At 72.8% G+C, this 23,731-nt stretch carries 15 protein-coding genes; 5 read left to right on the top strand and 10 right to left on the bottom strand.

The window, feature by feature from the left end; all coding sequences use genetic code 11:
* The first annotated feature begins 109 nt into the window (after positions 1-109).
* The 3 genes from AB0N17_RS09670 (at position 110) to AB0N17_RS09660 (ending at position 5,030) form a co-directional block, all read left to right on the top strand.
* Positions 110-1,408, top strand: coding sequence for a ribonuclease D (locus AB0N17_RS09670; protein WP_366010630.1), 1,299 nt, complete (start codon positions 110-112; stop codon positions 1,406-1,408).
* 278 nt (positions 1,409-1,686) lie between these two features.
* On the top strand, positions 1,687-2,904 hold the full coding sequence (locus AB0N17_RS09665; protein WP_366010629.1) for an acetyl-CoA C-acyltransferase: 1,218 nt from the start codon (positions 1,687-1,689) through the stop codon (positions 2,902-2,904).
* The gene (locus tag AB0N17_RS09660) at positions 2,901-5,030 is read left to right on the top strand and encodes a 3-hydroxyacyl-CoA dehydrogenase NAD-binding domain-containing protein (RefSeq protein ID WP_366010628.1); all 2,130 of its coding nucleotides are present in this window, start codon (positions 2,901-2,903) and stop codon (positions 5,028-5,030) included. Before AB0N17_RS09665 ends, AB0N17_RS09660 begins: the two co-directional genes overlap by 4 nt.
* Positions 5,031-5,088: 58 nt before the next feature.
* On the opposite strand, the gene AB0N17_RS09655 is transcribed toward AB0N17_RS09660, so the two are convergent.
* From AB0N17_RS09655 to AB0N17_RS09635, 5 genes are read right to left on the bottom strand one after another with little or no spacing between them, the layout of a single operon-like run.
* Positions 5,089-7,056: a hypothetical protein gene (locus tag AB0N17_RS09655; RefSeq protein WP_366010627.1), complete on the bottom strand. Its 1,968-nt coding sequence runs from the start codon at positions 7,054-7,056 to the stop codon at positions 5,089-5,091.
* A 50-nt stretch (positions 7,057-7,106) separates the two neighbouring features.
* Positions 7,107-9,206: a glycosyltransferase family 4 protein gene (locus AB0N17_RS09650; RefSeq protein ID WP_366010626.1), complete on the bottom strand. Its 2,100-nt coding sequence runs from the start codon at positions 9,204-9,206 to the stop codon at positions 7,107-7,109.
* Positions 9,203-10,960 carry a stealth family protein gene (locus AB0N17_RS09645; protein WP_366010678.1) on the bottom strand — a complete coding sequence of 586 codons (1,758 nt, stop codon included), beginning with the start codon at positions 10,958-10,960 and terminating at the stop codon, positions 9,203-9,205. The genes AB0N17_RS09650 and AB0N17_RS09645 overlap by 4 nt, the downstream gene beginning before the upstream one ends.
* A 2-nt stretch (positions 10,961-10,962) precedes the next feature.
* Complete coding sequence (locus tag AB0N17_RS09640) at positions 10,963-12,579, bottom strand: sugar phosphotransferase (RefSeq protein ID WP_366010625.1); 1,617 nt, start codon at positions 12,577-12,579, stop codon at positions 10,963-10,965.
* 15 nt (positions 12,580-12,594) lie between these two features.
* Positions 12,595-14,223: a stealth family protein gene (locus tag AB0N17_RS09635; RefSeq protein ID WP_366010624.1), complete on the bottom strand. Its 1,629-nt coding sequence runs from the start codon at positions 14,221-14,223 to the stop codon at positions 12,595-12,597.
* Positions 14,224-14,617: 394 nt separating this feature from the next.
* Here AB0N17_RS09635 and AB0N17_RS09630 point away from each other — a divergent pair, with 394 nt between their 5' ends.
* A complete protein-coding gene (locus tag AB0N17_RS09630; RefSeq protein WP_366010623.1) occupies positions 14,618-15,724 on the top strand; it encodes an LCP family protein in 1,107 nt (368 codons plus the stop codon).
* A gap of 13 nt (positions 15,725-15,737) precedes the next feature.
* Here AB0N17_RS09630 and AB0N17_RS09625 read toward each other — a convergent pair whose 3' ends face one another.
* Together AB0N17_RS09625 and AB0N17_RS09620 are read right to left on the bottom strand one after the other, a co-directional pair.
* Positions 15,738-16,865, bottom strand: a complete 1,128-nt coding sequence (locus AB0N17_RS09625; RefSeq protein ID WP_366010622.1) for a hypothetical protein — start codon at positions 16,863-16,865, stop codon at positions 15,738-15,740.
* A gap of 156 nt (positions 16,866-17,021) precedes the next feature.
* Positions 17,022-18,038 (bottom strand): hypothetical protein, encoded by a 1,017-nt coding sequence (locus AB0N17_RS09620; protein ID WP_366010621.1) that lies wholly within the window; start codon positions 18,036-18,038, stop codon positions 17,022-17,024.
* A 71-nt stretch (positions 18,039-18,109) separates the two neighbouring features.
* Here AB0N17_RS09620 and AB0N17_RS09615 point away from each other — a divergent pair, with 71 nt between their 5' ends.
* Positions 18,110-18,502 carry an NTP pyrophosphohydrolase gene (locus tag AB0N17_RS09615; protein WP_366010620.1) on the top strand — a complete coding sequence of 131 codons (393 nt, stop codon included), beginning with the start codon at positions 18,110-18,112 and terminating at the stop codon, positions 18,500-18,502.
* Positions 18,503-18,542: 40 nt separating this feature from the next.
* Here AB0N17_RS09615 and AB0N17_RS09610 read toward each other — a convergent pair whose 3' ends face one another.
* The 3 genes from AB0N17_RS09610 to dxs all read right to left on the bottom strand — a co-directional run bounded on the left by AB0N17_RS09610 (position 18,543) and on the right by dxs (position 23,688).
* Positions 18,543-20,021, bottom strand: a complete 1,479-nt coding sequence (locus AB0N17_RS09610; RefSeq protein ID WP_366010619.1) for a glycosyltransferase family 39 protein — start codon at positions 20,019-20,021, stop codon at positions 18,543-18,545.
* 72 nt (positions 20,022-20,093) lie between these two features.
* Positions 20,094-21,605, bottom strand: coding sequence for an amino acid permease (locus tag AB0N17_RS09605; RefSeq protein WP_366010618.1), 1,512 nt, complete (start codon positions 21,603-21,605; stop codon positions 20,094-20,096).
* 154 nt (positions 21,606-21,759) lie between these two features.
* Complete coding sequence (gene dxs, locus AB0N17_RS09600; protein WP_366010617.1) at positions 21,760-23,688, bottom strand: 1-deoxy-D-xylulose-5-phosphate synthase; 1,929 nt, start codon at positions 23,686-23,688, stop codon at positions 21,760-21,762.
* Positions 23,689-23,731: the final 43 nt, after the last annotated feature.

Genomic DNA, 23,731 nt, shown 5'->3' with positions numbered 1-23,731 from the left:
GGTCGACTTCGCCAGCTTCATGCGGACCGTGGACGTCCTCGGCGGGGTGCAGGTCTGTACGGCGACGTTCCGTCGACGGGCGCCGTCCACACACGGATACCCTTGACAGGTGACCGACGCCCAAGACACCGCAGCAGACAGCGCCCTGCGCACCACCGGAGGCACTCCTCCGGACGACGCCGGATCTTCTGTGACGGGGACGCCGGTTCCGCTTCTCGAGCCCCGCGAGGGCATTCCCCCCGTGATCGCCGACGAGGCCGCCCTCGCCGAGGTGGTCGCCGCCTTCGCCGCGGGCTCCGGCCCGGTCGCCGTGGACGCCGAGCGCGCCTCCGGCTACCGCTACGGCCAGCGCGCCTATCTGGTCCAGCTGCGCCGCGAGGGCGCCGGCTCGGCCCTGATCGACCCCGTCGCCTGCCCCGACCTGTCCGGGCTCGGCGAGGCGCTGTCCGGCGTCGAGTGGGTGCTGCACGCGGCCACCCAGGACCTGCCCTGCCTGCGCGAGATAGGCATGATCCCGACGCGCCTGTTCGACACCGAGCTGGCCGGCCGGCTCGCCGGGTTCCCCCGGGTGGGCCTCGGCGCCATGGTCGAGAACGTCCTGGGCTTCGTCCTGGAGAAGGGCCACTCCGCGGTCGACTGGTCCACCCGCCCGTTGCCCGAGCCGTGGCTGCGCTACGCCGCCCTGGACGTCGAGCTCCTCGTCGACCTGCGGGACGCCCTGGAGAAGGAGCTGGACCGGCAGGGCAAGCTGGAGTGGGCCCTGCAGGAGTTCGACGCGATCGCGGCCGCACCGCCCGCCGAGCCGAGGAAGGACCCCTGGCGCCGGACGTCCGGGATGCACAAGGTGCGGCGGCGCCGGCAGTTGGCCGTCGTACGGGAGCTGTGGCAGACGCGGGACCGGATCGCCCAGCGCAGAGACGTGTCACCGGGCAAGGTGCTGAGCGACGCGGCCATCGTGGAGGCCGCTCTCGCGCTTCCGGGCAGCGTGCACGCGCTGGCCGCGCTGAACGGCTTCGGCCACCGGACGGGCCGGCGGCAGCTGGAGCAGTGGCAGGCCGCGGTCGACCGGGCGAAGGCGCTGTCCGAGAGCGCGCTGCCGCAGCCGGGGCAGCCGGTGACCGGGCCTCCGCCGCCGCGCGCCTGGGCCGACAAGGACCCCGCCGCCGCGGCCCGGCTGTCCGCGGCCCGGACGGGGGTGACGGCTCTCGCCGAGGAGCTCGGCATGCCGCAGGAGAACGTGGTGTCCCCGGACACGGTCCGGCGCATCTGCTGGGAGCCGCCGAAGACGGTCGACGCCGCGTCCGTGGCCGGTGCGCTCGCGGGGTACGGAGCGCGGCCCTGGCAGGTCGAGCTGGTGACGCCGGTGCTGGTCGCCGCGCTGGCCGCCAAGGGCACGCAGGCACCGTGACGGCCCGGGACGCGCGGCGGCCGCAGGTGCGGCGCCGCCGGCCGCGCCCACGCGGCGGAGCCGCACATCGATGCAGCTCCGTGCCCCCTCCGGGCGCCACCGGCACAGCGAGATCCAGCCATACCGCGCGCCGCGGTGCGGGCCGGCCGGTGTGACCTTCGCCGCTCCCCCGCCCAGGACTGTGCAGCTACGTTACTCATAAGTAGCATGAGCCTGAGCGCGCGCTCAGCGCTTGCGCGTCGCAGCTGTGCCATCCCGCACCCTGGAGGAGAGCCATCGTGCCTCGTACCGTCAGGGACGTCGTCTTCGTCGACGGCGTCCGCACCCCGTTCGGCAAGGCGGGCCCGAAGGGCATCTACCACGAGACCCGCGCCGACGACCTCGTCGTGAAGGCGATCCGGGAGCTGCTGCGCCGCAACCCCGGTCTGGACCCGAAGAAGATCGACGAGGTCGCCATCGCGGCCACCACGCAGATCGGTGACCAGGGTCTGACCCTGGGCCGCACGGCGGGCATCCTCGCGGGCCTGCCGCAGTCCGTGCCCGGTTACTCCATCGACCGCATGTGCGCCGGCGCCCTGACCGCCGTGACGACCACCGCCGGTTCGATCGCGTTCGGCGCCTACGACGCCGTCATCGCCGGTGGTGTCGAGCACATGGGCCGCCACCCGATGGGCGAGGGCGTGGACCCGAACCCGCGCTTCGTCAGCGAGAAGCTGGTCGACGAGTCCGCCCTGTTCATGGGCATGACCGCCGAGAACCTGCACGACCGCTACCCCACCATCACCAAGCGGCGCGCCGACGAGTACGCCGTGCGCTCGCAGGAGAAAGCCGCCAAGGCGTACGCCGACGGCAAGATCCAGCAGGACCTGGTGCCGGTCTCGGTGCGCCGCACCAACGCCGAGGCCGGTGAGACCGGCTGGGGCCTGGTCACCGCCGACGAGCCGATGCGCCCGGGTACGACCCTGGAGAACCTGCAGGGCCTCAAGACCCCGTTCCGCGTCCACGGCCGGGTCACCGCCGGTAACGCGGCCGGCCTGAACGACGGCGCCACCGCCTCGATCATCGCGAGCGAGGACTTCGCCCGCGAGAACAACCTGCCGGTCAAGATGCGCCTGGTCTCCTACGCCTTCGCCGGCGTCGAGCCCGAGGTCATGGGCTACGGCCCGATCCCGGCCACGGAGAAGGCCCTCGCCCAGGCGGGTCTGTCCATCTCCGACATCGGTCTCTTCGAGATCAACGAGGCCTTCGCCGTCCAGGTGCTCGCCTTCCTGGAGCACTACGGCATCGCCGACGACGACGCGCGCGTCAACCAGTACGGCGGCGCCATCGCCTACGGCCACCCGCTGGCCTCCTCCGGCGTCCGTCTGATGACGCAGCTGGCCCGCCAGTTCGAGGAGCAGCCGCACGTCCGCTACGGCCTGAACACCATGTGCGTCGGCTTCGGCATGGGCGCGACGGTCATCTGGGAGAACCCGCACTTCGAGGGGGACAAGTGAGCACCACCGCTGAGCTTTTGAAGGGTGCGGCCGAGCTGTTCCCCGACGAGGTCGTGACGTCCGCGCACGTACGCCACCTCGACCTGCCGTTCGGCGCCGGGCGCTTCGCGCTCATCACGCTGGACAACGGCTTCGACCACACCAAGCCGACCACGTTCGGCCCGGCCTCGCTGGCGAACCTCAACACCGCGATCGACCAGGTCGAGGCGGAGGCCGCGGCCGGTGACATCGTCGGCGCCGGCATCACCGGCAAGCCGTTCATCTTCGCCGTCGGCGCCGACCTCAAGGGCGTCGAGCTGCTGAAGAAGCACGAGGACGCGCTCGCCATCGGCAAGGGCGGCCACGAGGTCTTCAAGCGCCTCGCGGGCCTCGCGGTCCCGACCTTCGCGTACTACAACGGCGCGGCCATGGGCGGCGGCGTCGAGGTCGGCCTGCACTGCTCCTACCGGACCGTCTCCAAGGCGATCCCGGCGTTCTCCCTCCCCGAGGTCTTCCTGGGCCTGGTCCCGGGCTGGGGCGGCTGCGCGCTGCTGCCGAACCTGATCGGCGCGGAGAAGGCCGTCTCGGTGATCATCGAGAACAGCCTCAACCAGAACAAGCAGCTCAAGGGCCGGCAGGTCTTCGACCTCGGCATCGCCGACGCCCTCTTCGAAGGCGCCGACTTCCTGGAGCAGTCGCTCGTCTGGACGGCGAACGTCCTCAAGGGCGACATCGCGGTCGAGCGCCCGGTGATCGACCGCGGCGAGGCCTGGGACCAGGCCGTCGCCAAGGGCCGCTTCATCGCGGACTCCAAGGTGCACGGCGCGGCCCCGGCCGCCTACCGCGCCCTGGACATCATCGCCGCCGCCAAGAACGGCGACCTGCAGCAGGGGTACGACGCCGAGGACCAGGCCCTCGCCGACCTGATCATGGGCGGCGAACTGCGCTCCGGCATCTACGCGTTCAACCTGGTGCAGAAGCGCGGCAAGCGCCCGGCCGGCGCCCCGGACAAGAACCTGGCGCGCCCGGTCACCAAGGTCGGCGTGGTCGGCGCGGGCCTGATGGCCTCGCAGCTCGCCCTGCTCTTCCTGCGCCGCCTGGAGGTGCCGGTCGTGCTGACCGACATCGACCAGGAGCGCGTCGACAAGGGTGTGGGCTACGTCCACGCCGAGATCGACAAGCTGCTCGGCAAGGGCCGGATCAACCAGGACAAGGCCAACCGCCTCAAGGCCCTGGTCAGCGGTGTCCTGGACAAGGCCGAGGGCTTCGCGGACGCGGACTTCGTCATCGAGGCCGTGTTCGAAGAGATCGGCGTCAAGCAGCAGGTGTTCGCGGAGGTGGAGGCGGTCGCCCCGGCGCACGCGATCCTGGCGACCAACACCTCCTCGCTGTCCGTGTCGGAGATGGCGTCGAAGCTGAAGCACCCCGAGCGGGTCGTCGGCTTCCACTTCTTCAACCCGGTCGCGATCCTCCCGCTGCTGGAGATCGTCCGCGGCGAGAAGACCGACGACGCCTCGCTGGCCACCGCGTTCGCCGTCGCCAAGAAGCTGAAGAAGACCGCGGTCCTCACCAAGGACGCCCCGGCGTTCGTCGTGAACCGCATCCTGACCCGCTTCATGGGCGAGATCCAGAACGTCATCGACGAGGGCACCCCGGTCGAGGTCGCCGAGAAGGCGATCGAGCCGCTCGGCCTGCCGATGTCCCCGCTGGTGCTGCTGGAGCTGGTCGGCCCGGCGATCGGCCTGCACGTCTCGGAGACCCTCAACCGGGCCTTCCCGGACCGCTTCACGGTCTCCCCGAACCTCGCGGCCGTCGTCAAGGCGGGCAAGCGCGGCTTCTACGTCTACGACAGCGGCAAGCCGGAGCTGGACCCCGAGGTCGCCGCGCTGCTGAAGCAGGGCGACTCGGTCCTCACCGAGGAGCAGGTCCGTGACCGCGTGCTCGACGCGGTGGCGCAGGAGATCGGGCTCATGCTCGACGAGGGCGTCGTCGCCGAGGCCCAGGACATCGACCTGTGCCTGATCACGGGCGCCGGCTGGCCCTTCCACCTGGGCGGCATCACGCCGTACCTGGACCGCGAGGGTGTCTCGGAGCGCGTGAACGGCAAGAAGTTCCTGGCTCAGGGCGTGGCGTCGGTTCCGGCGTGACGGTCGTACGGATGTGAAGGAGGGGCCTCCGCCGGCGGGCGGAGGCCCCTCCGCCGTCTCAGGAGCGCCAGGGCCCCAGCGGGCTGCCCACCGCCGGGGCGAGCTGGCGGCGCACGTGCAGTTCGCCGTCCGTGCCGATGACCGCGACGACCACGGCGCCCGCCGCGTCGTGAGCCATGGCCGGGGCGTGGGCGAACATCTCGCCGGACTCGTGCCAGTGGGTGCCGGAGACGTTCTTGTCCCGGTCGGGCAGGGAGACGACGAGTCGCCCGCGGCTGCCGCGGTGGGCCAGGAAGGCCTCGCGGGCGCCGCGTTCGGGCGCCCACAGCGCGGCGACCGCGCCCGTGCCGCCGTGGCCGCCGAGCCCGGCGCCGGAGCCGGGCCAGCGGCCGTCGGCGTGCCGGCGGTACGCCATGACCTGCTGGGTGCCGGCCTCCCGGAAGTAGAGGCAGGTACGGCCGTCGCCCGAGTCGACGGCGGTGATGCCGCCGGTCGCCGGCCGGCCCGTCTGCAGGGTCTCGTCGAGGAGGAAGGGCCCGCCGGGTTCGGCCTGGTGCCAGCGCCAGACCGAGTTCTTGCCGGGCACGTACAGCTCCACGGTGCCCTGTGCGGTGGTCAGGGCGGTGCCCGCGTCCTGGACGAAGCGGCCGCCGATGCTCTCCCAGGGCCCCCAGCGGCCGTCGGTGTCGCGCCGGCGCAGACTGATGCCCTGGTCGAAGTCGCGGACGAAGACGTACAGCCGGCCGGCCGCGTCGACCGCGGCGGCCGGCACGCCCACCTCCCGCTGCCGGCGTCCGTCACCGTGCGCCCAGTCGGGGTTCTCCAGCGACTGCCAGCCGCTGAAGCCGTTGCCACCGGGGTCCTGGACCGTGTGGACGACGTCCACGGTCACCCCGCTGCCGGCGACGTTCTGGCGGCGCAGGCCCACGAGTTCGGCCGGGCCTCCCGGCAGCCCGGTGACGGCGAGCGTCGGCGCGATCCAGCCGTCGCCGAGGACGAAGGGGCCCTTCCACTCGCCGCCGGCCGGGCCGGTCTCCGTCCAGAACGCGAGCCGGCCGGCCAGTACCCCGAAGGCGTTGAGCCGCCCGCCCGGTCCCAGGCGCAGCCAGTCGGTGGTGGGCGAGTAGCGGTAGGCGACGCTGTTCATGTGGGTGCTGCGCCGCGGGTTCGGCCCCAGTTGCCGGTCGCCACAGGTGCCGCAGGTGCCGTGCGGGCAGACGCTCGGGGCGTCCAGACCGCTGTACGTCGCCAGGTACTCGGCCTTCTCCCCGATCGCCGTCGAGTCGAGGTTGTGGCCCCAGAAGCGGTTGGCGTAGGCGCGGTAGTGCTCGACGACCGGAGCGTGGCCGGCCTCCCGGTGCCGGGCGAGGGCGGCCAGCGCGAACTGCGCCGTGGTGGTGTGGTCGACGTGGTCGGAGCAGACGAACTCGTCCCGGCCGCCGTCGTGTTCCGGGTCGGGGTCCAGGGTGCGCACCGCGGTGGGGCGGACGTGGACCAGGAGGGCGGTCAGTGCGGCGATCACCTGTTCGCGGGTGATGTGCTGGACCTCGCCGACGGTGCAGCCGTGCACCGGGAGAGTGGCCTGGGTGCGCAGGGCGCCCTCCCACAGGTCGTGGAGCCGGGTGCGGGTGCCGCGCTCGGTGGGGGCGCCCATGTGCAGCTGCAGGAAGTACAGGCACACGGAGTCCTGCCCGGCCAGGGTGAACCGCTCCGCGGCGAACCCGGGCACCAGGTCCACGGGTTCACGCCGCCAGGGGTGGTCACGGTCGCCGGTGGCCATACGGGCGTACGCGGAGCGCAGCCCGCAGCCGCGCTCGGTGCTGTAGCGGGCGAAGTCGGCGGGTACGGCGTGGCGTTGGGGATCATTGGTGTCGGCGTTGACGCCGTCGCCCTCCCCCGCGGTGAGGATGACGGTCGTGATCCGGTCGCCGTCCTGCAGCGAGCGCACCAGGTCGGGGTTCATGAAGTACAGGTCGTCGTCCTGGTGGGCGACGATGTGGAGGATCGAACGGGTGGACGTGGTCATCGGGCCTCCTCGGGCGTCGCGTTCGCGTGGGTCGTCGCCGGTGGCGGGCGTCATCGGTCCACCACGTTCATCGCCATGGCACCCGACGCCGAGCAGTAGGGCCGCACCCACACCGGGCGGGCCGGGTGGACCACGGCGTAGGGGGAGGCCTCGTCGCCCACCAGCGGGACCGAGGGGTGGACGTACGCCCCCTTGACGTCGGGGAAGTCCTCCAGCAGGTGGCACACGCGCACCTTGCGGCGGTCGAACGGGTCGGGCTGCAGCCACCAGTCCCAGTCCTCCCAGCGTTCGAGGCGGTGGTCGACGACCTGGCGCAGCGGTGCCTCGGCGCGGAACGACTGGCGGCCGAGGATCTGGACGGGCACGGAGAAGTTCCGCCCGTGCCGGCCGCGGCGGCTGACGACGAACAGGGCGCCCGGCTCGATCCGGCGGCCCCCGGACAGCACCCCGCGCACCGTGATCACGCCGTCGCCCGCCTCGACACCGGTGCACTCCACGTGCTCCTCGCGCAGCACCGTGCGCAGCATCAGCCGGCCGTTCGGCTGGGCGTAGGGCAGGTTCCAGGCGATCGGGCCGGCCGGGGGGCGGGCGACGAGGCGGGCGCGGGCGTCGATGAGGGCGCGGGTGTCGCGGACGCCGGCCTTCATGTGCACGGGCGAGGACTTGGGGGTGCTCATGGTCACCTGCCAGCGTCCGTCGCCGAGGTCGTCGAGGGCCGTCGGGGTGAGGACGGCGGTGTAGCGGGTGCCGCCGTTGTCCAGGCCCGTGCGGGAGGTGCGCAGCGGCAGGTCGGGGCGGCGGTCGCCGTCGGCGGGCTGGTGGCGCAGCACGAACTGCCAGCGGCGGCGGCCCTCGGCGGGCCCGTCGGCGCTGAAGCGCAGCCAGCCGGCGTCGGCGGCGGTGACGTCCACGGTGGCCGCGTCGATCGCGGTCGGGGGCACGGTGAGCCGGTCGGCTCCGGCCTTGCGCGGGCCGGCGGGGGCCCGGTAGCCGCGCTCGGCGGCGGCGGCGCGGCGGCGGGCGGCGTCCTCGAACAGGTCGAGGTAGCGGTCGGCCACGGCGGCCGGGTCGTAGCGGGCCGCGTTGCGCAGTGCCGCGGCGCCCATGGTGCGGCGCAGGGACTCGTCGGCCATCAGGCGGCGCAGGCCCCGGGCGATCCCCTCGGCCTCGCCGTTGGGCACGAGGAAGCCGTCCTCGCCGTCGGCCAGGATCTCCCGGGGGCCGACGGGACAGTCGGTGGAGACCACCGGCAGGCCGCAGCGCATCGCTTCGACCAGCGTCATGCCGAACGACTCGGCGCTGGAGGTGACGGCCGCGATGGAGCCCTTGGCCCACTCGGACTCGATCGGCGAGAAGCCGCCCATGAGCAGGGCCCGCCCGTTGAGGCCGAGTTCGGTGACCAGGGCCCGCAGCTTGCCGGCCTCGCCGCCGTCGCCGTAGATGCGCAGCTGCCAGTCGGGGAACTCCCCGGCCAGCTCGGCGAAGGCGCGGATCAGCAGGTCGTACCGCTTGATGTGGTGCATGCGGCCCGCGCTGACGACGACCTTGCGCGAGCAGTCGGAGGGCTCCACGGACGGCTCGGGCACGCTGTTGGGGATGCCGACCACGGGGATGCCGGGGATCGGGGTGTTCTCCGTGAACGAGCGGGCGTCCGCCTCGGTGACCGTCGTGATCGCGTCCAGCCGCGGATAGACCCGGGCCATCTCCGCGCGCACCGCCGGGGGGATGGCCAGGTGCGTCATGTGCTCCTGGGCGACGCGCAGGGCGCCGTCGCGGGTGTGGGCGGCGACGAAGAGGTTGAGGCTGGGCCGGGTGCCGACGACCACGTCGGCGGACGTCCGCTGCAGTTCGCGGATGATGCGCCCGTCGGTGAACCTGCTGTACTGCGCGGAGAACTCCTCCTGGCGCGGCACCACGTCACTGGGTTCGTCGCTGCCCGCGGCGTCGCGGTCGGCGGAGCCGGGGCGCAGGTCGACGAGGGCGCGGACGGTGACGCGCGGGGAGATCTCGAACTTGGTGGCGGTGGTCCGCCGGAAGACCGAGACGATCTCCACGTCGTGCCGGACGGCGAGCGCCTCGGCGAGGTTGATGACGGTGCGGTTGGTGCCGCCGATGCCGTAGATGTTGTTGATCAGGAAGGAGATCTTCACCGGACCTCGCCCTCCTTGCGCTCGAAGGGACTCGGCACCGGGTAGTAGGTGCGCAGGAACGTCTTCAGCATCTTCGTCTGGCGGTCGACGTCATGGCCGTCGGACAGGGTGTCGTTGATGCAGAACGCCTGCCGGTCGCGGCGGGCCAGCAGGATGCCGAGCCGGCGCTGGATCTCCGGCTTGGCGAGGTCGAGGTAGGCGAAGGTGATGTTCGAGGGCACGGCGCGGCCGGTGAAGTAGGCGTAGTAGTGGTAGAGCGACGAGGGGATGGAGATGTCGGCGGCGCTGCGGAACCTGCTGCGCGAGGTGTTGCGGTGCTCCTCGGCGAACTCGCGCTCGATCTCGTGCAGCACGCTGCGCCGCAGCGCGTAGGGAGCGTGCCGCAGCTTCTGCACGATGGCGCTGCCGAAGTGCTCCTGGAGCAGGCGCCGGTTGTTCTTGCCGGCCGCGTCGACCGGGCGGTCCACGGGGCTGAGGTCCCACCGGGGCACCTGGGACGGGGAGAAGAAGGTGCGCGTCATGCCGTTGGAGAGGAAGAAGTCCTGCGGGGTGACGGGGCTGCCCAGGAACATGTCGTCGTTGAAGTACAGGAAGTGCTCGGACAGGCCCTTGATGTGGTGCAGGCGGCTCTCGATGGCGTGCGAGTTGAAGGTGGGCAGCGCGGAGGGGTCGTCGAAGATCTCCGAGTGGTCGACCACGGTCAGGCGCGGGTGGCCGTCGTTGAGCCAGTCCGGACGCTGATGGTCCGTCACCAGGAAGACGTGGCGCACCCAGGGGGCGTTCTGCTCCAGCGCGCGCAGGGAGTAGCGCAGCTCGTCCCGGCTGATGTAGCGGGCGGGGTTCGCGGACTCGGTGTGGTATCCGCCCTGGCCGTAGGCGCCGCGCCGCCGCTGCCACGCGGGATCGCTGCCGTCGACCCAGGTGTAGACGACGTCCACCGGGAAGCGCACGTCCTCGGGCAGGGCGTCCGCGCAGGGCCGGATGGTGCGCACCGAGCGGGTGCGCCGGGTGTGCAGGGCGGCGAAGCCGGTGAGCCGGCTGACCGGGACGGTCACCCGGGGCTCGTCCAGGGCGACGTCCTCGGTGACGCGGTTGGGGCGGGGGGCGACCAGGCGTCCGTCCTCGGGCCGCCAGAACTCCACGTCGCAGCCGTGCTCCAGGCCCAGGACCAGGGAGCCCGCCGGGTCGCTCCAGACCATGCCGACCCGCAGGACGCCCGCCTGGCGGGCCGTGCGCCGGCCGCCGGGCGAGCCGGCCAGCACGGTGCGGCCCTGCGCGCTCTCCCCGTGGCAGGCGCGCAGGTAGACGGGGCTGCGCTCGGCGCAGCGCTCCAGCACCCGCCCGACCCGTTCGCGGTCGCTCTCGGCGACGGCCAGGCAGGAGCGGAAGTCGGAGGCACCGCGCACCGCGAAGTAGTCGACACCGGCCTCCTCCAGGGCGGTGACGACGAGTTCCAGGTTGGCCTCGCGCAGGCCGAGCGGTGACACGGTCGGCCGGACGAGGGCGATCCGGGCGCCGTGCCCGGCGAGCGCGGCGAGCCGTTCACCGGCCCGGAACAGGTGCGGCCAGCGGCGCCGGGCCCGGGCGCCGCGGAACAGCCGGGCGCCCAGGGTGACGGCGTGCAGCCGGCGCAGCAGCTGCTTCAGCGCCGTGCGCAGTCCCGCCGGGACCCGGCGTGCGATGCGGCGTCTGAGGCCGGCGGGGACCAGGGTGCGGTACGCCCCGACCGCGGCGGATGCCTCGGGATTGCCCATGCTCACGGCCGGCCGCCCGCCTCGTCGACGTGGTGGTCCCGCTCCAGGGGGCTCGGGACGGGGAAGTAGCGGTGCAGGAACCGCACGGCGGCCTTGGTGCCGCCGCGCACCCGCGCCTCCTCGGTACCGAGACCGAAGAGCTGGATCTGCTGGGTGTCGCGGCGGACCAGCAGGCGTTCCAGGTGGTTGCCGATGCCGGGCAGCGCCGCGTGCAGCGCCACCGACGCCTCGCCCGAGGGGTCGGCGAGGCCGGCGGCGTGCGCGACGTGGTGGACGACACCGTCCAGCGGATGCGTGCCGGGTACGGCGGTCAGCCGCTGGACGTCGTCGAGGGGCAGCGGCTGACCGCCGGACTCCATGAGCCGCTGCAGGGTCTCGGCGCGGTGCGGCTGCGGGCCGTGCGCGTAACCGTGGGCGGCGACGCGGCCGGTGGCCGAGTACGCGGTGCGCGTCCACGGCGCGAAGGACTCCTGGGCGTTCCAGGGGCCGCGCCGGGGGCGGGTCGCGCCGTTCGGGGTGAAGTAGTCGAAGGCGCGGACGGGCCGGCCGAACAGGGCTCCGGGCCGCAGCAGCAGGAACTGCTCGGCGAGATCCGGCAGTTGGTGCAGGTACCACTCGGAACCCGGCCGGGCCCGCACCACGGTGAGCCGGTCGTCGGCCGCCAGCCAGGCCGGCGGCTCCGTCTCCGCGACCACGTGGACGGCGTCCACCCAGGGGGCGTACTGGTGCAGGGAGCGCAGTGCGGCCCGCAGCAGCTCCTCCCCCCATCCGGTGGGGTGCTGCCACAGCAGGACCGCGTCCACCGGGAAGGTGATCTCCTCGAGCCGCGGCACGTCGAAGTTCTCCAGGGTGACCGTCGGCTCCATGTCGCCGTCGATGTCGCAGTAGCCGGACAGCCGGTCGAGGCCGATCTCGACGCCGGGCGCGTCGCTGGGCACCGCGCGCTGGACCCGGTTGGGACGCGGGCCGATCAGCCGCTCGGTGGGCAGGTCGGTGTTGGCGCTCCAGAACTCGATCTCGATGCCCTGGTCCTCGCCGACCCAGAGGTTCTCGGTGGGCTCGGTGCGCAGCCAGGTCAGGCGGATCACCTTGGCCTTGCCGTAGTGCTTCCAGGCCTTCACATGGCTGCCGGGCAGGTCCCCGGTGTCGTTCCTGGCGGGTGAGACGGAGGCGACGTAGCCGGTGTGCTCCTCCAGCAGCGCGCGCAGGACCCGGCGGACCGCGCCCTTGTCCTGCTGGTCCACGGCGAGGCAGATGCGGCGGTCGTCGAGCCCCGGGACGGCGAACCAGGGGATGTCGGCGGTGTCCAGGGCCTGGGTGACCAGGTCGTGGTCGAGCCGGCGGGCCAGGTCGACGGTGAGGCCGGTGTGCACGTGGCCGACCCTGCCGTCGGGTGCCTGGGTGCGGCGCTCGGAGTGACCGAGCCGCGCCCGGCGCACGCGGCGCAGGGCTCTGCGGTGCAGCCGTGCCTCACGGCGGCTCAGGGTCCGGGCGAGCTGCCGCTTGACCTTGCGCCGCACACCGGCGGGCAGCGTCGTCGAGGCGGCGGAGCGCACCGGCTGGGGGACGAGGCGTTTGTAGACGTTGGCCGCGGAGCTCATGGACGTCGGGTCCGGCACGTCATGAACTCCGTTTCATCGTTCGTAAGGACTGGGAGTGGGGAAGTAGGAGGTGAGGAAGCCGTCCAGCAGCTCCTGTTGTGCCTCGATGTCCTCTGGTGTCGAGAAGGCGTCGTTGAGGCAGAAGGAGTCCTGGTCCCGGCCGTCTAGCAGCCGTTGCAGCCGGTCCGCCAGGTCCGGTACGGCCAGCTGGAGGTAGGTGAAGGGCATCGAGCCCGGTTGCGCCCGGCCGGTCAGCGCCGCGTAGTAGAGCGCGAAGGACGAGGTCGGCGACAGGTCGGTCATGGCCCGGAACCGGCTGCCCGCCGTACGCGCCCAGGCCTGGGGGAAGTCCTGCTCGGCCTCCTCCATCGCCGAGCGGCGCAGCGCGTACGGAATGTGCTCCATCGGCTGGGTGATCACCTTGCCGAAGCGTTCCAGCAGCAGGGCGCGGTTGTTCTTGCACGCCGCGTCGACCGGGGTGTCCGTCTCCATGACCGGGCCCTGCGGGATGCGGTTGCGCGAGGGGAAGTAGCGGGCCGTGCCGTTCGGCGTGAAGAAGGCGTGCGGGGCGACCGGCCGGCCGATGAACATGTCGTCGTTGAAGTACAGGAAGTGCTCGGACAGGCCCTCGATGTGGTGCAGCTGCGACTCGATGGCGTGCGAGTTGAACACGGGCAGCACCGACCGGTCGCGGAAGATCTCGCGGTGGGTGGCGATCCGGATGCCGGGCACGTCCTCGCGCAGCCAGGCCGGTACCTGGTCGTCGGTGACGATGTGGATCGTGCGGATCCACGGAGCGAACAGGTGCAGCGACCGCACGGAGTAGCGCAGTTCGTCGCGGCTGATGAAACGGGCGTCGCTCGCGGACTCCGCGTGGTAGACCTCGCCCTTCGCCTGGGCCTTGCGCTGCTGCCAGGCGGGGTCGTCGCCGTCGACCCAGGTGTAGACGGCGTCGACGGGGAAGGCGATGTCGTCCGCGCAGTTCACCAGGAACTCGGGGCGCGTGGGCAGCGCGGGTGCGAGGTGCCGCGGGGTCCAGTCCGAGACGAACCGGCTGAACAGCCGGGCGGAGCCGAGGACGTTCCCGCCCTCGGCGGCGACGGCCCAGGCGGCGCGGTTGGCGCGGGGCGCGAGGAGGTAGGTGCCCTGCCGCTGCCAGAACTCGATGGCGCAGCCGTACTCGTGCCCGAGGAGCAGCTGCCGGTCCGGGTCGGTCCGGTACCAGCTGATCTGCAGGACGCGCGCGCCGGCGACGTCACGCCAGGCCCTGGGATCGCGGGAGGAGACGGGCTTGGCCGGCCGGGGCGCGTCCGGGTCGATCACGCTGAGGTGACCGGGGAACTGGCTCATCCCGCGGAACACCACGGCGAGCACACGGTCCCGGTCCTCCTCGGCCACGGCGACGACCGTGCCGTGGTCGGAGGTGCCGCGGACGGCGAAGTGGCCGACGCCCGCCGTGGCGAGCAGCGCGGTGAGCGCGGACCGGTTGGCCTCACGGGCGGCAAGCGGTGTCAGTCCCGGCTCGACGTAGACGTCGCCGTGCTCGGCGGTGAGTGTGGTGGGGCCGCTCTCGGCGGAAGGCCGCCGTACGGCATGTCCTCGTGGAGCGTGGTCCGCTGCACCCGCCGTCCGCCCGAGAGCGTGATCGGAGACAGTCGTCACGTCGCTCGCCCCCCACGGGCCGACGCACGCACCGGCACAGCCACCCCTCCCTCTGCTCACCCGGGCCAGGCCGTGGGTGAGTACTCGTGTCCGCTCGCCCTCGTGCCCCCCGGCTCGAATGCGCGACCACGTCGACGCGACGGCAAGAGGCCGCCGCAGGTTCACACCGAATGTTTAACCTTCACAGGACTGGCACATCATCGGCAAGCGATTGCACAGCTGTCAACATGAGTCGGAAATGACAGAAAACACATACAACTCTTACGTCCCTCTGAACGTCTGATGACCGGTGGACGCTGTCCACCGCCGCAGACGGGCCCGGTCTCCCCCCACTCGTGCCCTGAGCTCCCGAGGAATCACGGCATCGAGCCGGCACGAGAGAGGAACCGAGTCCATGACGCACGCCCAGACGGAGACGGGCTCCCGGGGATCACGGCGGGCGCCGGCGAGCCGCCGGGCCAAGCCGCCCAGAAAGCGCCGTCGCGTGGGCCGCTGGATCGCGCTGAGCCTCGTCCTCCTCGTCCTCGCCGCGGGCGGGGCCGGTTACTGGCTCTACAGCGATCTCAACGGCAACATCAAGGGGGTCGACCTCGACCGGGCGATCGGTGACGACCGGCCCGAGAAGCTGCCCACCTCGGGGCAGAACCTCCTGGTCCTCGGCTCCGACTCGCGGTCCGGCGCCAACGCCTCGCTCGGCACCGGCAACGTCTCCGGTGCCCGCTCCGACACCGCGCTGGTGATCCACATACCCGAGGGCCGCAGCAGGGCCGTCGCCGTGAGCATCCCGCGCGACACCCTGGTGACCCGGCCCGAGTGCACCAGGAAGGACGGCTCGACGCTTCCCTCGGCGAAGCGCGTGATGTTCAACTCCGTCTACTCGCTCGCCGGTCCGGCCTGTGTGGTCAAGACCGTCGAGCAGATGTCCGGGGTGCGGATGGACCACTTCCTGGAGATCGACTTCGCGGGCTTCAAGGGACTCGTGGACGCCATCGGCGGCGTCACCGTCACCGTGGACCAGGACATCCACGACAAGTCCAGCGGCCTGGACCTGACCGCCGGCACGCACGAGCTCGACGGCACGCAGGCCCTGCAGTTCGTCCGCACCCGGCACGGCATCGGCGACGGCAGCGACCTCGGACGCATCGGCCTGCAGCAGCAGTTCCTCATCGCCCTGCTGAGCGAGATCAAGAAGCAGGACCTGCTCGGCAGCCCCACCAAGGCCTACCGGATCGCCGACAAGCTCACCGCGTCGCTCACCACCGACTCGGGCCTCGCCTCCCTGACCAGGCTCGCCGAGTTCGGGCGCAGCCTGAACGGCATCGATCCGTCCACCATGGAGACGATCATGCTGCCCGTCCGGTACGACACCCAGGACCCGAACCGCGTCGTGGCCGCCGAGCCCCAGGCCGGCCGGCTGTGGCAGGCGCTGCGCAAGGACCACGAGATCCCCGAGTCGGCGAAGAAGTCGCCCGCCACGGGGGGTTCGGCGTCCTCGTCCTGAGCGCCGGCGCGGGTCAGACGCGGACCGACGGGGACAGCGCCAGACCGGGGCCGCCGGCCTGACGGGCGATGTGCAGCGCCCCGTCCGGTGCGATCACGGCGAGCACGATCCGGCCGTACGCGTCCAGGGCGAGCGCCGGGGCGCCGACGCAGTGCTCGCCGGTCGGCGACCACCACACGCCCGCCTGCTCGTTCTCGGCGCCGCAGGCGGCGAGAACGACCTGCCCGTCCATGTCCCGGTGCGCCAGCACCGTGCAGTCGTACCCGTCGAGCACCGCGCGCAGCACGGCGACCGGGTCCCCGGCCGGTGCTCCGCCGAGGGGGATGACCCAGCCGCCGGGACGGTGGGCGAGCAGCTGCCCGCTGTGCGGGTCGGCCCAGTAGTACGTGGCCCGGTCCGGTGCCGTCTCCAGCGCCGCCACCGTGCCCGGCGCCACCGCGACCGGGATGTCGGGCTCCTGCCGGAAGTCGCCGTCGGCCTCGGCCTGCCGCCACCACATGACGTTCCGCTCGCCGCCCGCCAGCACCTCGATGCGCCCGGAGGCGTGGCCGACGGCCACCAGGCCGTCCTGCACCCGGCTGCCCTTGAGGTCCTGCCAGGGCTCCCACTTTCCGGTGGGCCCCTCGCGGCGGAGCATCACCCCGCGGCCCGCGTTGCGCGCGAAGACGTGCACGCGCCCCGAGCCGCTGACCGCGGCGACCGGGACGCCGAAGCGGGCGGCCTTCTCCCGGTCCTGGTGCGGATTGCCCAGCGAGCGCCACTCGGTCACCGGGCGGCCGGTCTGGTACTGGATGGCGTGCACGACGTCTACGGCGGGCGGGCCGTCGCCCTTGCGGACCTCGCGCCGGCCGACGAAGTGGACGTAGGAGTCGGCGCCTTGGGCCACCGAGAGGTGGGTCAGGTCCGGCACGGGGAAGAAGTCGGGTTCCGCCCAGTCCGGGCCGCCCGGCCGGGTCTCCGTCCAGCGCAGCAGGCCGCCGCGGGTGCGGGCGTAGGCGGTCAGCCTGCCGTCCTTGCCGAGCGTGAGCCAGCGGCCCGCCACGGTCGCCTCGGCCGCCTGCCCCTGCGTCGTCCCCGCGCGCACGACGACGTGGTCGGCCGCTCTGCGCCGGGCGGCGCCGCGCCCGGATCCGGTCCGCATGACGTGACCCGCCCCTTCCCTGTGCCCGGCGCGGTCGAGTCCCGAACACCTGTTGCACGGGGAGGCCGGGCGCGCCTCATCATAGGTCGAACGTTCGACGAACACGGTGTGACGGCCGTGTGCCCGTCCGGTGCACGGGCCGGCCCGGGGCGGCCCTCAGATCTGCCGCCACGCCTCCATCGCCAGCCCCGGCTCGTCCTTGCGCCAGGTGAGGAGGAGTTGGCCCGTGGACGGGGACAACGTTGCCGCGACCACCCGGTCGTCCTCGTCCACCGCGAGCGACACCAGCGCGTCCACCGGCAGCCGCGGGCCCGACTCCGCCCACCAGGCCCCCGCCGGCTCCAGCTCCGTGGGATACGCGGCGAAGGCCACCCGGCCGTCCGCCGAGCGCTGGGCCAGCAGGGTGCAGTCGTGGCCGTCGAGGTCGCAGCGGACGGCCGAGACCGGGCCGGGGCCAGCCGCCGGCAGGAGGCCGGCCGGCTTGCCGCCGGGGCGCCAGGCGCGCAGGCCGCCCGAGTCGTCGGTGTAGAAGACGGTCGTGCTGTCCGGGGACGTGGCCAGGGCGCGCAGGGTGCCGGGACGGACCGCGGTCCGCAGGGTCTCCGTGAGGACCGGCTGGGCGCCGGGCTCCTCCTGGCGCCAGTACAGCAGGGCACCGGGGGCGGCCGCGTACAGCTCCACCCTGCCGGACTCCCCCGTCACCGCCGCGAGCCCGTCCTGGACCTGGCTGCCCAACAGGTCCCGCCAGGGGTCCCAGCCGCCCTTCTCCTTCTGCGCGAGCATGCTCACTCCGCCGCCGTTGTTGCGCACGAAGACATGGGCCCTGCCGTGCGCGTCCACGGCCACGGCGGGCGTGCCGGTGCGGTCGCCCTTCTTGTTCGGATGGCCGACCGGGTTCCAGTCCAGCGCCGACAGCCGCGGACGGAAGTGGGTGGAGTGCACCAGGCCCGACTCGCCCTTCGCCGTGGGCCGCCAGGAGACCAGATGGGCGTAGCCGTCGGCGCCCTGGCCGACGGCGAGGACGGGGTGCAGCCTCTGGTCGCCGCCCACGGTGCGCGGGTCGCTCCAGGGGCCGCCCGGCGCGCGCTCCGCCCGGCACAGGACGGCGTCGCCCGACAGCTGGTAGACACTGAGCCGGCCGTCGCGGCCGCGAAGGAGCCAGTCGCCGTTCACCGGTTCACCTTAAGCCGGTGCGGAAGGACGCCGGAAGCCGCCCCGCACCGGCCGCGTGGGACCCTTGCCCCATGGACGAGTCCCTCGGCACCCCGGACGCGGACGGCCCCCTGCTGGTGATCGTCGACGGCGCGAACGTCGTCGGGTCACGGCCCGACGGCTGGTGGCGGGACCGCAGGGGCGCCGCGCAGCGGCTGCGGGACCGGCTGGCCGCCGGTGGGCTGCCTGGGCACGACGGTGCGGCGGAGGTAGTGCTCGTCGTCGAGGGCGCGGCCCGCGGGGTGGAGTCCGTGCCCGGGGTACGGGTGGAGTCGGCACCCGGCAGCGGGGACGACCGGATCGTGGAGCTGACCGCCGAGCACCCCGGCCGGGCCCGCCTGGTGGTCACGGCCGACCGTGAGCTGCGGCGCCGGGTGACCGGCCTGGGCGCGGAGGTGGCCGGGCCGCGGGCGGTCCTCGGCTGAGGGCCGGCGGGGTACCGGGCCTCACCCCTCCCCCCTCTTCTCACGGGCCGGACCGGCTCCGGCCGCGCGGCGAGCGGGCGTAGAACACGGCCCCGTCCACCCTCCCCACCTCCTCGTAGCGCGCCGCCAGCAGCCGGCGCAGGGTGGGCAGGCGGTCGGGGGCGTACGGCTTGCCGCGGGAGTCGTCGACGACCAGGACCGGGGAGTGGGCGTCCAGTTCCCGCCGGAACACCGGCCAGGCCCCGGCGACGGCGTACTTCTCGCCGACCTGCGGGCCGTCCCGGCCGCCGCTGTAGTTGGTGAGCAGGCCCGCCGTCAGGAAGCGGGTGGCCGGGGTCCGGTCGGCCAGCCAGTACGTCTCGGGGTGTATGCCCCAGACGAGGACGCGGTCGGCGGGCCCGGTGCGCTCGGCGAGGGCGGCGGCGAGGCGCTGGGCGTGGGTGAGTTCGGGGCGCGGGGCGAAGAGGCCCCAGGCGAGGAAGAGGGCGCAGGTGCAGACCGAGGTGAGGACGGCCGTCAGCAGCCGTTCCCCGGGCAGGACGTGCAGCGCGGCCGTGGCCAGCAGGGCGAGCGGCGGGGTGAGTTGCAGATAGTAGTGGCCGAAGAAGTGGAAGCCGAGGGTGACGGCGGCGGCCGAGGAGCCCAGCCACAGCCACAGGTCCGGCACGCCGGCGCGGGTGAGCCGCACGGCGCGCACGACCGGCGGGAGCAGCCCCGCCGAGGCGCCGGCGAGGATCGCGGTGTTGGTCAGCGCCCGCACCAGGACGTGGAGTTCGGAGCCGGTGAAGGAGGCGTACGCGCTGGAGCCGGTCACCGTCCAGAAGACGAATCCGGCCGGATCCGTCAGCAGGGCCGCGCCCAGCACCGGCAGGGCGCATCCGGCGGCGAGCCGGAGGACGCCCGCGCGCGAGGTGCCCTGCCGGTGCAGCAGCCAGAGGGCCGGCAGCAGCACCGCGCCGCCGGTCTGCTTGGTGAGGCACGCGACGGCGACCGCGGCCCCGGCCGCGCCCCACCGTCCGCGGTCCGCGCACCACACGGCGGCGGCCGTGGCGGGCAGTATGAACACCTCGAAGGTGGCGGCCTGCGCGTCCTCGGGGTTGAGACCGACCGAGACCAGCAGATACAGCACCCCGGCCGTGCGGCCCGCCGCGTCACCCCAGCGGCGCCGGGCGAGCGAGGCCAGCAGGGCGGCGGTGAGCAGCTGGGCGAGGACCGCCAGCACCCGCAGCGGGGTGAGCGAGCCGGAGCCGCAGACCGCGAAGGCGGCCTCGTACAGCCAGGGCAGCAGCGGCGGCTTGCGGTCCACCACCGTCTCGTACAGCTGGCCGCCCTGGGCGAGCAGCCGTGCCTGTACGGCGAGATAGCCCTCGTCCGGGTTCCACAGCGGCCGGGCGAAGGACGGGATCCTGGTGGCGCAGGCCAGCAGCGCCAGCAGGGGCAGCAGCCGCGCCCAGTACGCCGTCCGGGTGACGGTCCTGGTGACTACGGTCCGTGCGGGGGCCAGGGGGGCGGCGAGCATGGGCAGCACGCTATCCGGCCCCGCCGTCCCACCCGAAGCGGGACATACGGGGCCGGGTGACGGAGAGAAAGGTTACGGAGTGTCGTCCGCGGCCTGCGGGACGTCCCGCCGGCCCGGGGCGAGCCGGCTGTGCGTGCGGCCGTAGAGGAAGTAGACGACGAAGCCGATGACCATCCAGACGGCGAACCTGAGCCAGGTCTCCGCGGGCAGGTTGAGCATCAGCCAGAGCGTGGCGCACACGGACACGATCGGGACGAACGGGACCCAAGGGGTGCGGAAGGCACGGGGCAGGTCCGGGCGGGTCCGGCGCAGGATGATCACGCTGATCGCGACGACGACGAACGCGAACAGCGTGCCGATGTTCACCAGCTCGGCCAGTTCGCTCAGGCTGGTGAAACCGGCCACGATCGCGATGACCACACCGAGCAGGATGGTCGGCCGGTGCGGGGTCCTGAAGCGCGGATGGACGCGGGAGAAGAACCGCGGCAGCAGTCCGTCCCGGCTCATCGCGAAGAACACCCGGGTCTGGCCGAGCAGCAGGATCAGACAGACGGTGGTCAGGCCGACGGCGGCGCCGAAGCTGATGACGCCCGCGAACCAGGGGTGTCCCACGGCCTTGAAGGCGTCGGCCAGCGGGGCCTCGATGGACAGCCGGGTGTACTTCTGCATACCGGTGACGACGACGGAGACGGCGACGTAGAGCACGGTGCAGACGAGCAGCGAGCCCAGGATGCCGCGGGGCATGTCCCGCTGCGGGTTGCGGGTCTCCTCGGCGGCCGTGGCCACGATGTCGAACCCGATGAACGCGAAGAACACCACGGACGCGGCGGTGAAGATGCCCATCACGCCGAAGTCGGCGGGGGTCCAGCCGAACATCAGCTGGATGAGCGGGGCCTTGAGGTTGTTGCCGCCCGCCGCCACCGGCTGCGGGTGCGGGATGAACGGCTTGTAGTTGTCGCCCGAGACGAAGAAGGCGCCGGCGATGATCACGACGAGGACGACGGCCACCTTGATGGCGACCACGACCTGGGTGATCCGCGCGGACAGCTTCATGCCGAGGACGAGGATGCCGGTGAGGACCAGCACCAGGGCGGCGGCGAGGATGTCGAAGCCGAAGCCGTGGGCGCCGTCCCGGCCGGCCAGATAGCCCGGCAGGTGCCAGCCGGCGTTGTCCAGCAGCGAGCGGATGTAGCCGGACCAGCCGACCGCCACCACCGCCGTGCCGAGCGCGAACTCCAGGACCAGGTCCCAGCCGATGATCCAGGCGGGCAGTTCGCCCAGCGAGGCGTAGCTGAAGGTGTACGCCGAACCGGCGACGGGCACCGTCGAGGCGAACTCGGCGTAGCAGAGGGCGGCGAGCGCGCAGACCACGCCGGCCACCACGAAGGCCAGCGCCGTGGCCGGGCCGGCGTTGTTCTTCGCCACCTGTCCGGTGAGGACGAAGATGCCGGTGCCGATGATCACACCGACGCCGAAGACGGTCAGGTCCAGGGCGGAGAGGGACTTCTTGAGCGAATGCTCCGGTTCCTCGGTGTCCTGGATCGACTGCTCGACGTTCTTCGTCCGGAAGAGCGCGCTGCTCACGTGCCTGCCTCCCACGCTTGTGAGACCTCGATATGGCTCAACATGATCGAGAGGGTCGGGATGCGTATGCCCCGGCACAGGCAGGTAAACGCAGACGGGCCGGTTCCGCCACCGCAGAACGTGGCGGAACCGGCCCGTGAGGGCCCGTCACGGGTCAGTCGCGCGCGGGTTCCACCGAGTCCACCTCGGCGGCCGTACGGTCGAACCGGCCGTCCAGCTTGGCGACCAGTCCGGTGACCTGACGGGCGATGTCGGGAGCGGTCAGGCCGATCTCGGCCATCACCTCGCCGCGCGAGGCGTGGTCGAGGAACCGCGGCGGGATGCCGAAGTCGCGCAGCGGCACGTCCACGCCCGCGTCCCGCAGGGCCTGGGCGACCGCGGAGCCGACGCCGCCGACCCGGCTGTTGTCCTCGACGGTGACGACGACCCGGTGCCGCTCCGCCAGCGGGGCCATGGCCTCGTCGACGGGCTTGACCCAGCGCGGGTCGACCACGGTGGTGGAGATGCCCTGCCGGTCGAGCAGGCCGGCGATCTCCAGGCACATCGGGGCCAGGGCGCCCACGGAGACCAGCAGCACGTCCGGCTTGGCGGTGCCCGGCTCGCGCAGCACGTCCATGCCGCCGACGCGGCCCACGGCCGGTACGGCGGGGCCGACGGCGCCCTTGGAGAAGCGCACCACGGTCGGCGCGTCCTCGACGGCGACGGCCTCGCGCAGCTGTGCCCGCACCTGTTCGGCGTCGCGCGGGGCGGCGAGCCGCAGTCCGGGGACGACCTGCAGGATCGACATGTCCCACATGCCGTTGTGCGAGGCGCCGTCCGTTCCGGTGACGCCGGCCCGGTCCAGGACGAACGTCACGCCGCACTTGTGCAGGGCCACGTCCATCAGGACCTGGTCGAAGGCGCGGTTGAGGAAGGTGGCGTAGACGGCGAAGACCGGGTGCACCCCGGCGTGGGCCAGACCGGCCGCCGAGACGGCGCCGTGCTGCTCGGCGATCCCGACGTCGTAGATCCGGTCCGGGAAGGCGTCCGCGAACTTCTTCAGGCCGACGGGCTGCAGCATCGCCGCCGTGATGGCCACGATGTCCTCGCGTTCCTTGCCGAGCGCGACCATCTCGTCGCCGAAGACGGAGGTCCAGTCGGCACCCGACGCCTTGACCGGCAGGCCCGTGTCGGGGTGGATGGGCCCGATGCCGTGGAAGCGGTCGGCCTCGTCCTGCAGGGCGGGCTGGTAGCCGCGGCCCTTCTCGGTCAGGCAGTGCACGATCACCGGGCCGCCGAACCGCTTGGCCCGGGCCAGCGCCGACTCCAGCGCCTCGATGTCGTGACCGTCGATCGGGCCGACGTACTTCAGGCCCAGGTCCTCGAACATGCCCTGCGGGGCGATGAAGTCCTTCAGCCCCTTCTTGGCGCCGTGCAGGGTCTCGTACAGCGGCCTGCCGACGACCGGGGTGCGGTCGAGGATGTCCTTGGTCCGGGCGAGGAAGCGCTCGTAGCCGTCGGTCGTGCGCAGGGTCGCCAGGTGGTTGGCGAGGCCGCCGATGGTCGGGGCGTAGGAGCGCTCGTTGTCGTTGACGACGATGACGAGCGGGCGGTCCTTGGCCTCGGCGATGTTGTTCAGCGCCTCCCAGGCCATGCCGCCGGTCAGGGCGCCGTCACCGATGACGGCGACGACGTGGCTGTCCCGCTTCTTCAGCTGGTTGGCCTTGGCGATGCCGTCGGCCCAGCCGAGCACCGTGGAGGCGTGGCTGTTCTCGATGACGTCGTGCTCGGACTCGGCCTGCGAGGGATAGCCGGACAGGCCGCCCTTCATCTTCAGCTTCGAGAAGTCCTGCCGGCCGGTGAGCAGCTTGTGCACGTAGGACTGGTGGCCGGTGTCCCACAGCACCTTGTCCCTGGGGGACTCGAAGACGCGGTGCAGGGCGATGGTGAGCTCGACGACGCCCAGGTTGGGGCCGAGGTGGCCGCCGGTCTTGGAGACGGCGTCGACGAGGAAGGTCCGGATCTCCTCCGCCAGCTGGTCCAGCTCCTCGGGGCTGAGCCGGTCCAGATCGCGCGGTCCCCTGATGCGGGTCAGCAGCGGCACCCGTGCCTCCTTCTTGCTATAGAGCTGATCGAGCTTTCGCCGG

Source organism: Streptomyces sp. NPDC051133, from assembly GCF_040682635.1.
Lineage (GTDB): Bacteria > Actinomycetota > Actinomycetes > Streptomycetales > Streptomycetaceae > Streptomyces.
This window is presented reverse-complemented; position numbering and strand designations above follow the sequence as displayed.

What these genes read in the sequence shown, in the direction of transcription:
- AB0N17_RS09655 (WP_366010627.1), bottom strand. Translation starts at nt 7,056, where the DNA reads ATGACCACGTCCACCCGTTCGATCCTCCACATCGTCGCCCACCAGGAC.
- AB0N17_RS09645 (WP_366010678.1), bottom strand. Translation starts at nt 10,960, where the DNA reads ATGGGCAATCCCGAGGCATCCGCCGCGGTCGGGGCGTACCGCACCCTG.
- AB0N17_RS09630 (WP_366010623.1), top strand. Translation starts at nt 14,618, where the DNA reads ATGACGCACGCCCAGACGGAGACGGGCTCCCGGGGATCACGGCGGGCG.
- AB0N17_RS09625 (WP_366010622.1), bottom strand. Translation starts at nt 16,865, where the DNA reads ATGCGGACCGGATCCGGGCGCGGCGCCGCCCGGCGCAGAGCGGCCGAC.
- AB0N17_RS09615 (WP_366010620.1), top strand. Translation starts at nt 18,110, where the DNA reads ATGGACGAGTCCCTCGGCACCCCGGACGCGGACGGCCCCCTGCTGGTG.
- AB0N17_RS09610 (WP_366010619.1), bottom strand. Translation starts at nt 20,021, where the DNA reads ATGCTCGCCGCCCCCCTGGCCCCCGCACGGACCGTAGTCACCAGGACC.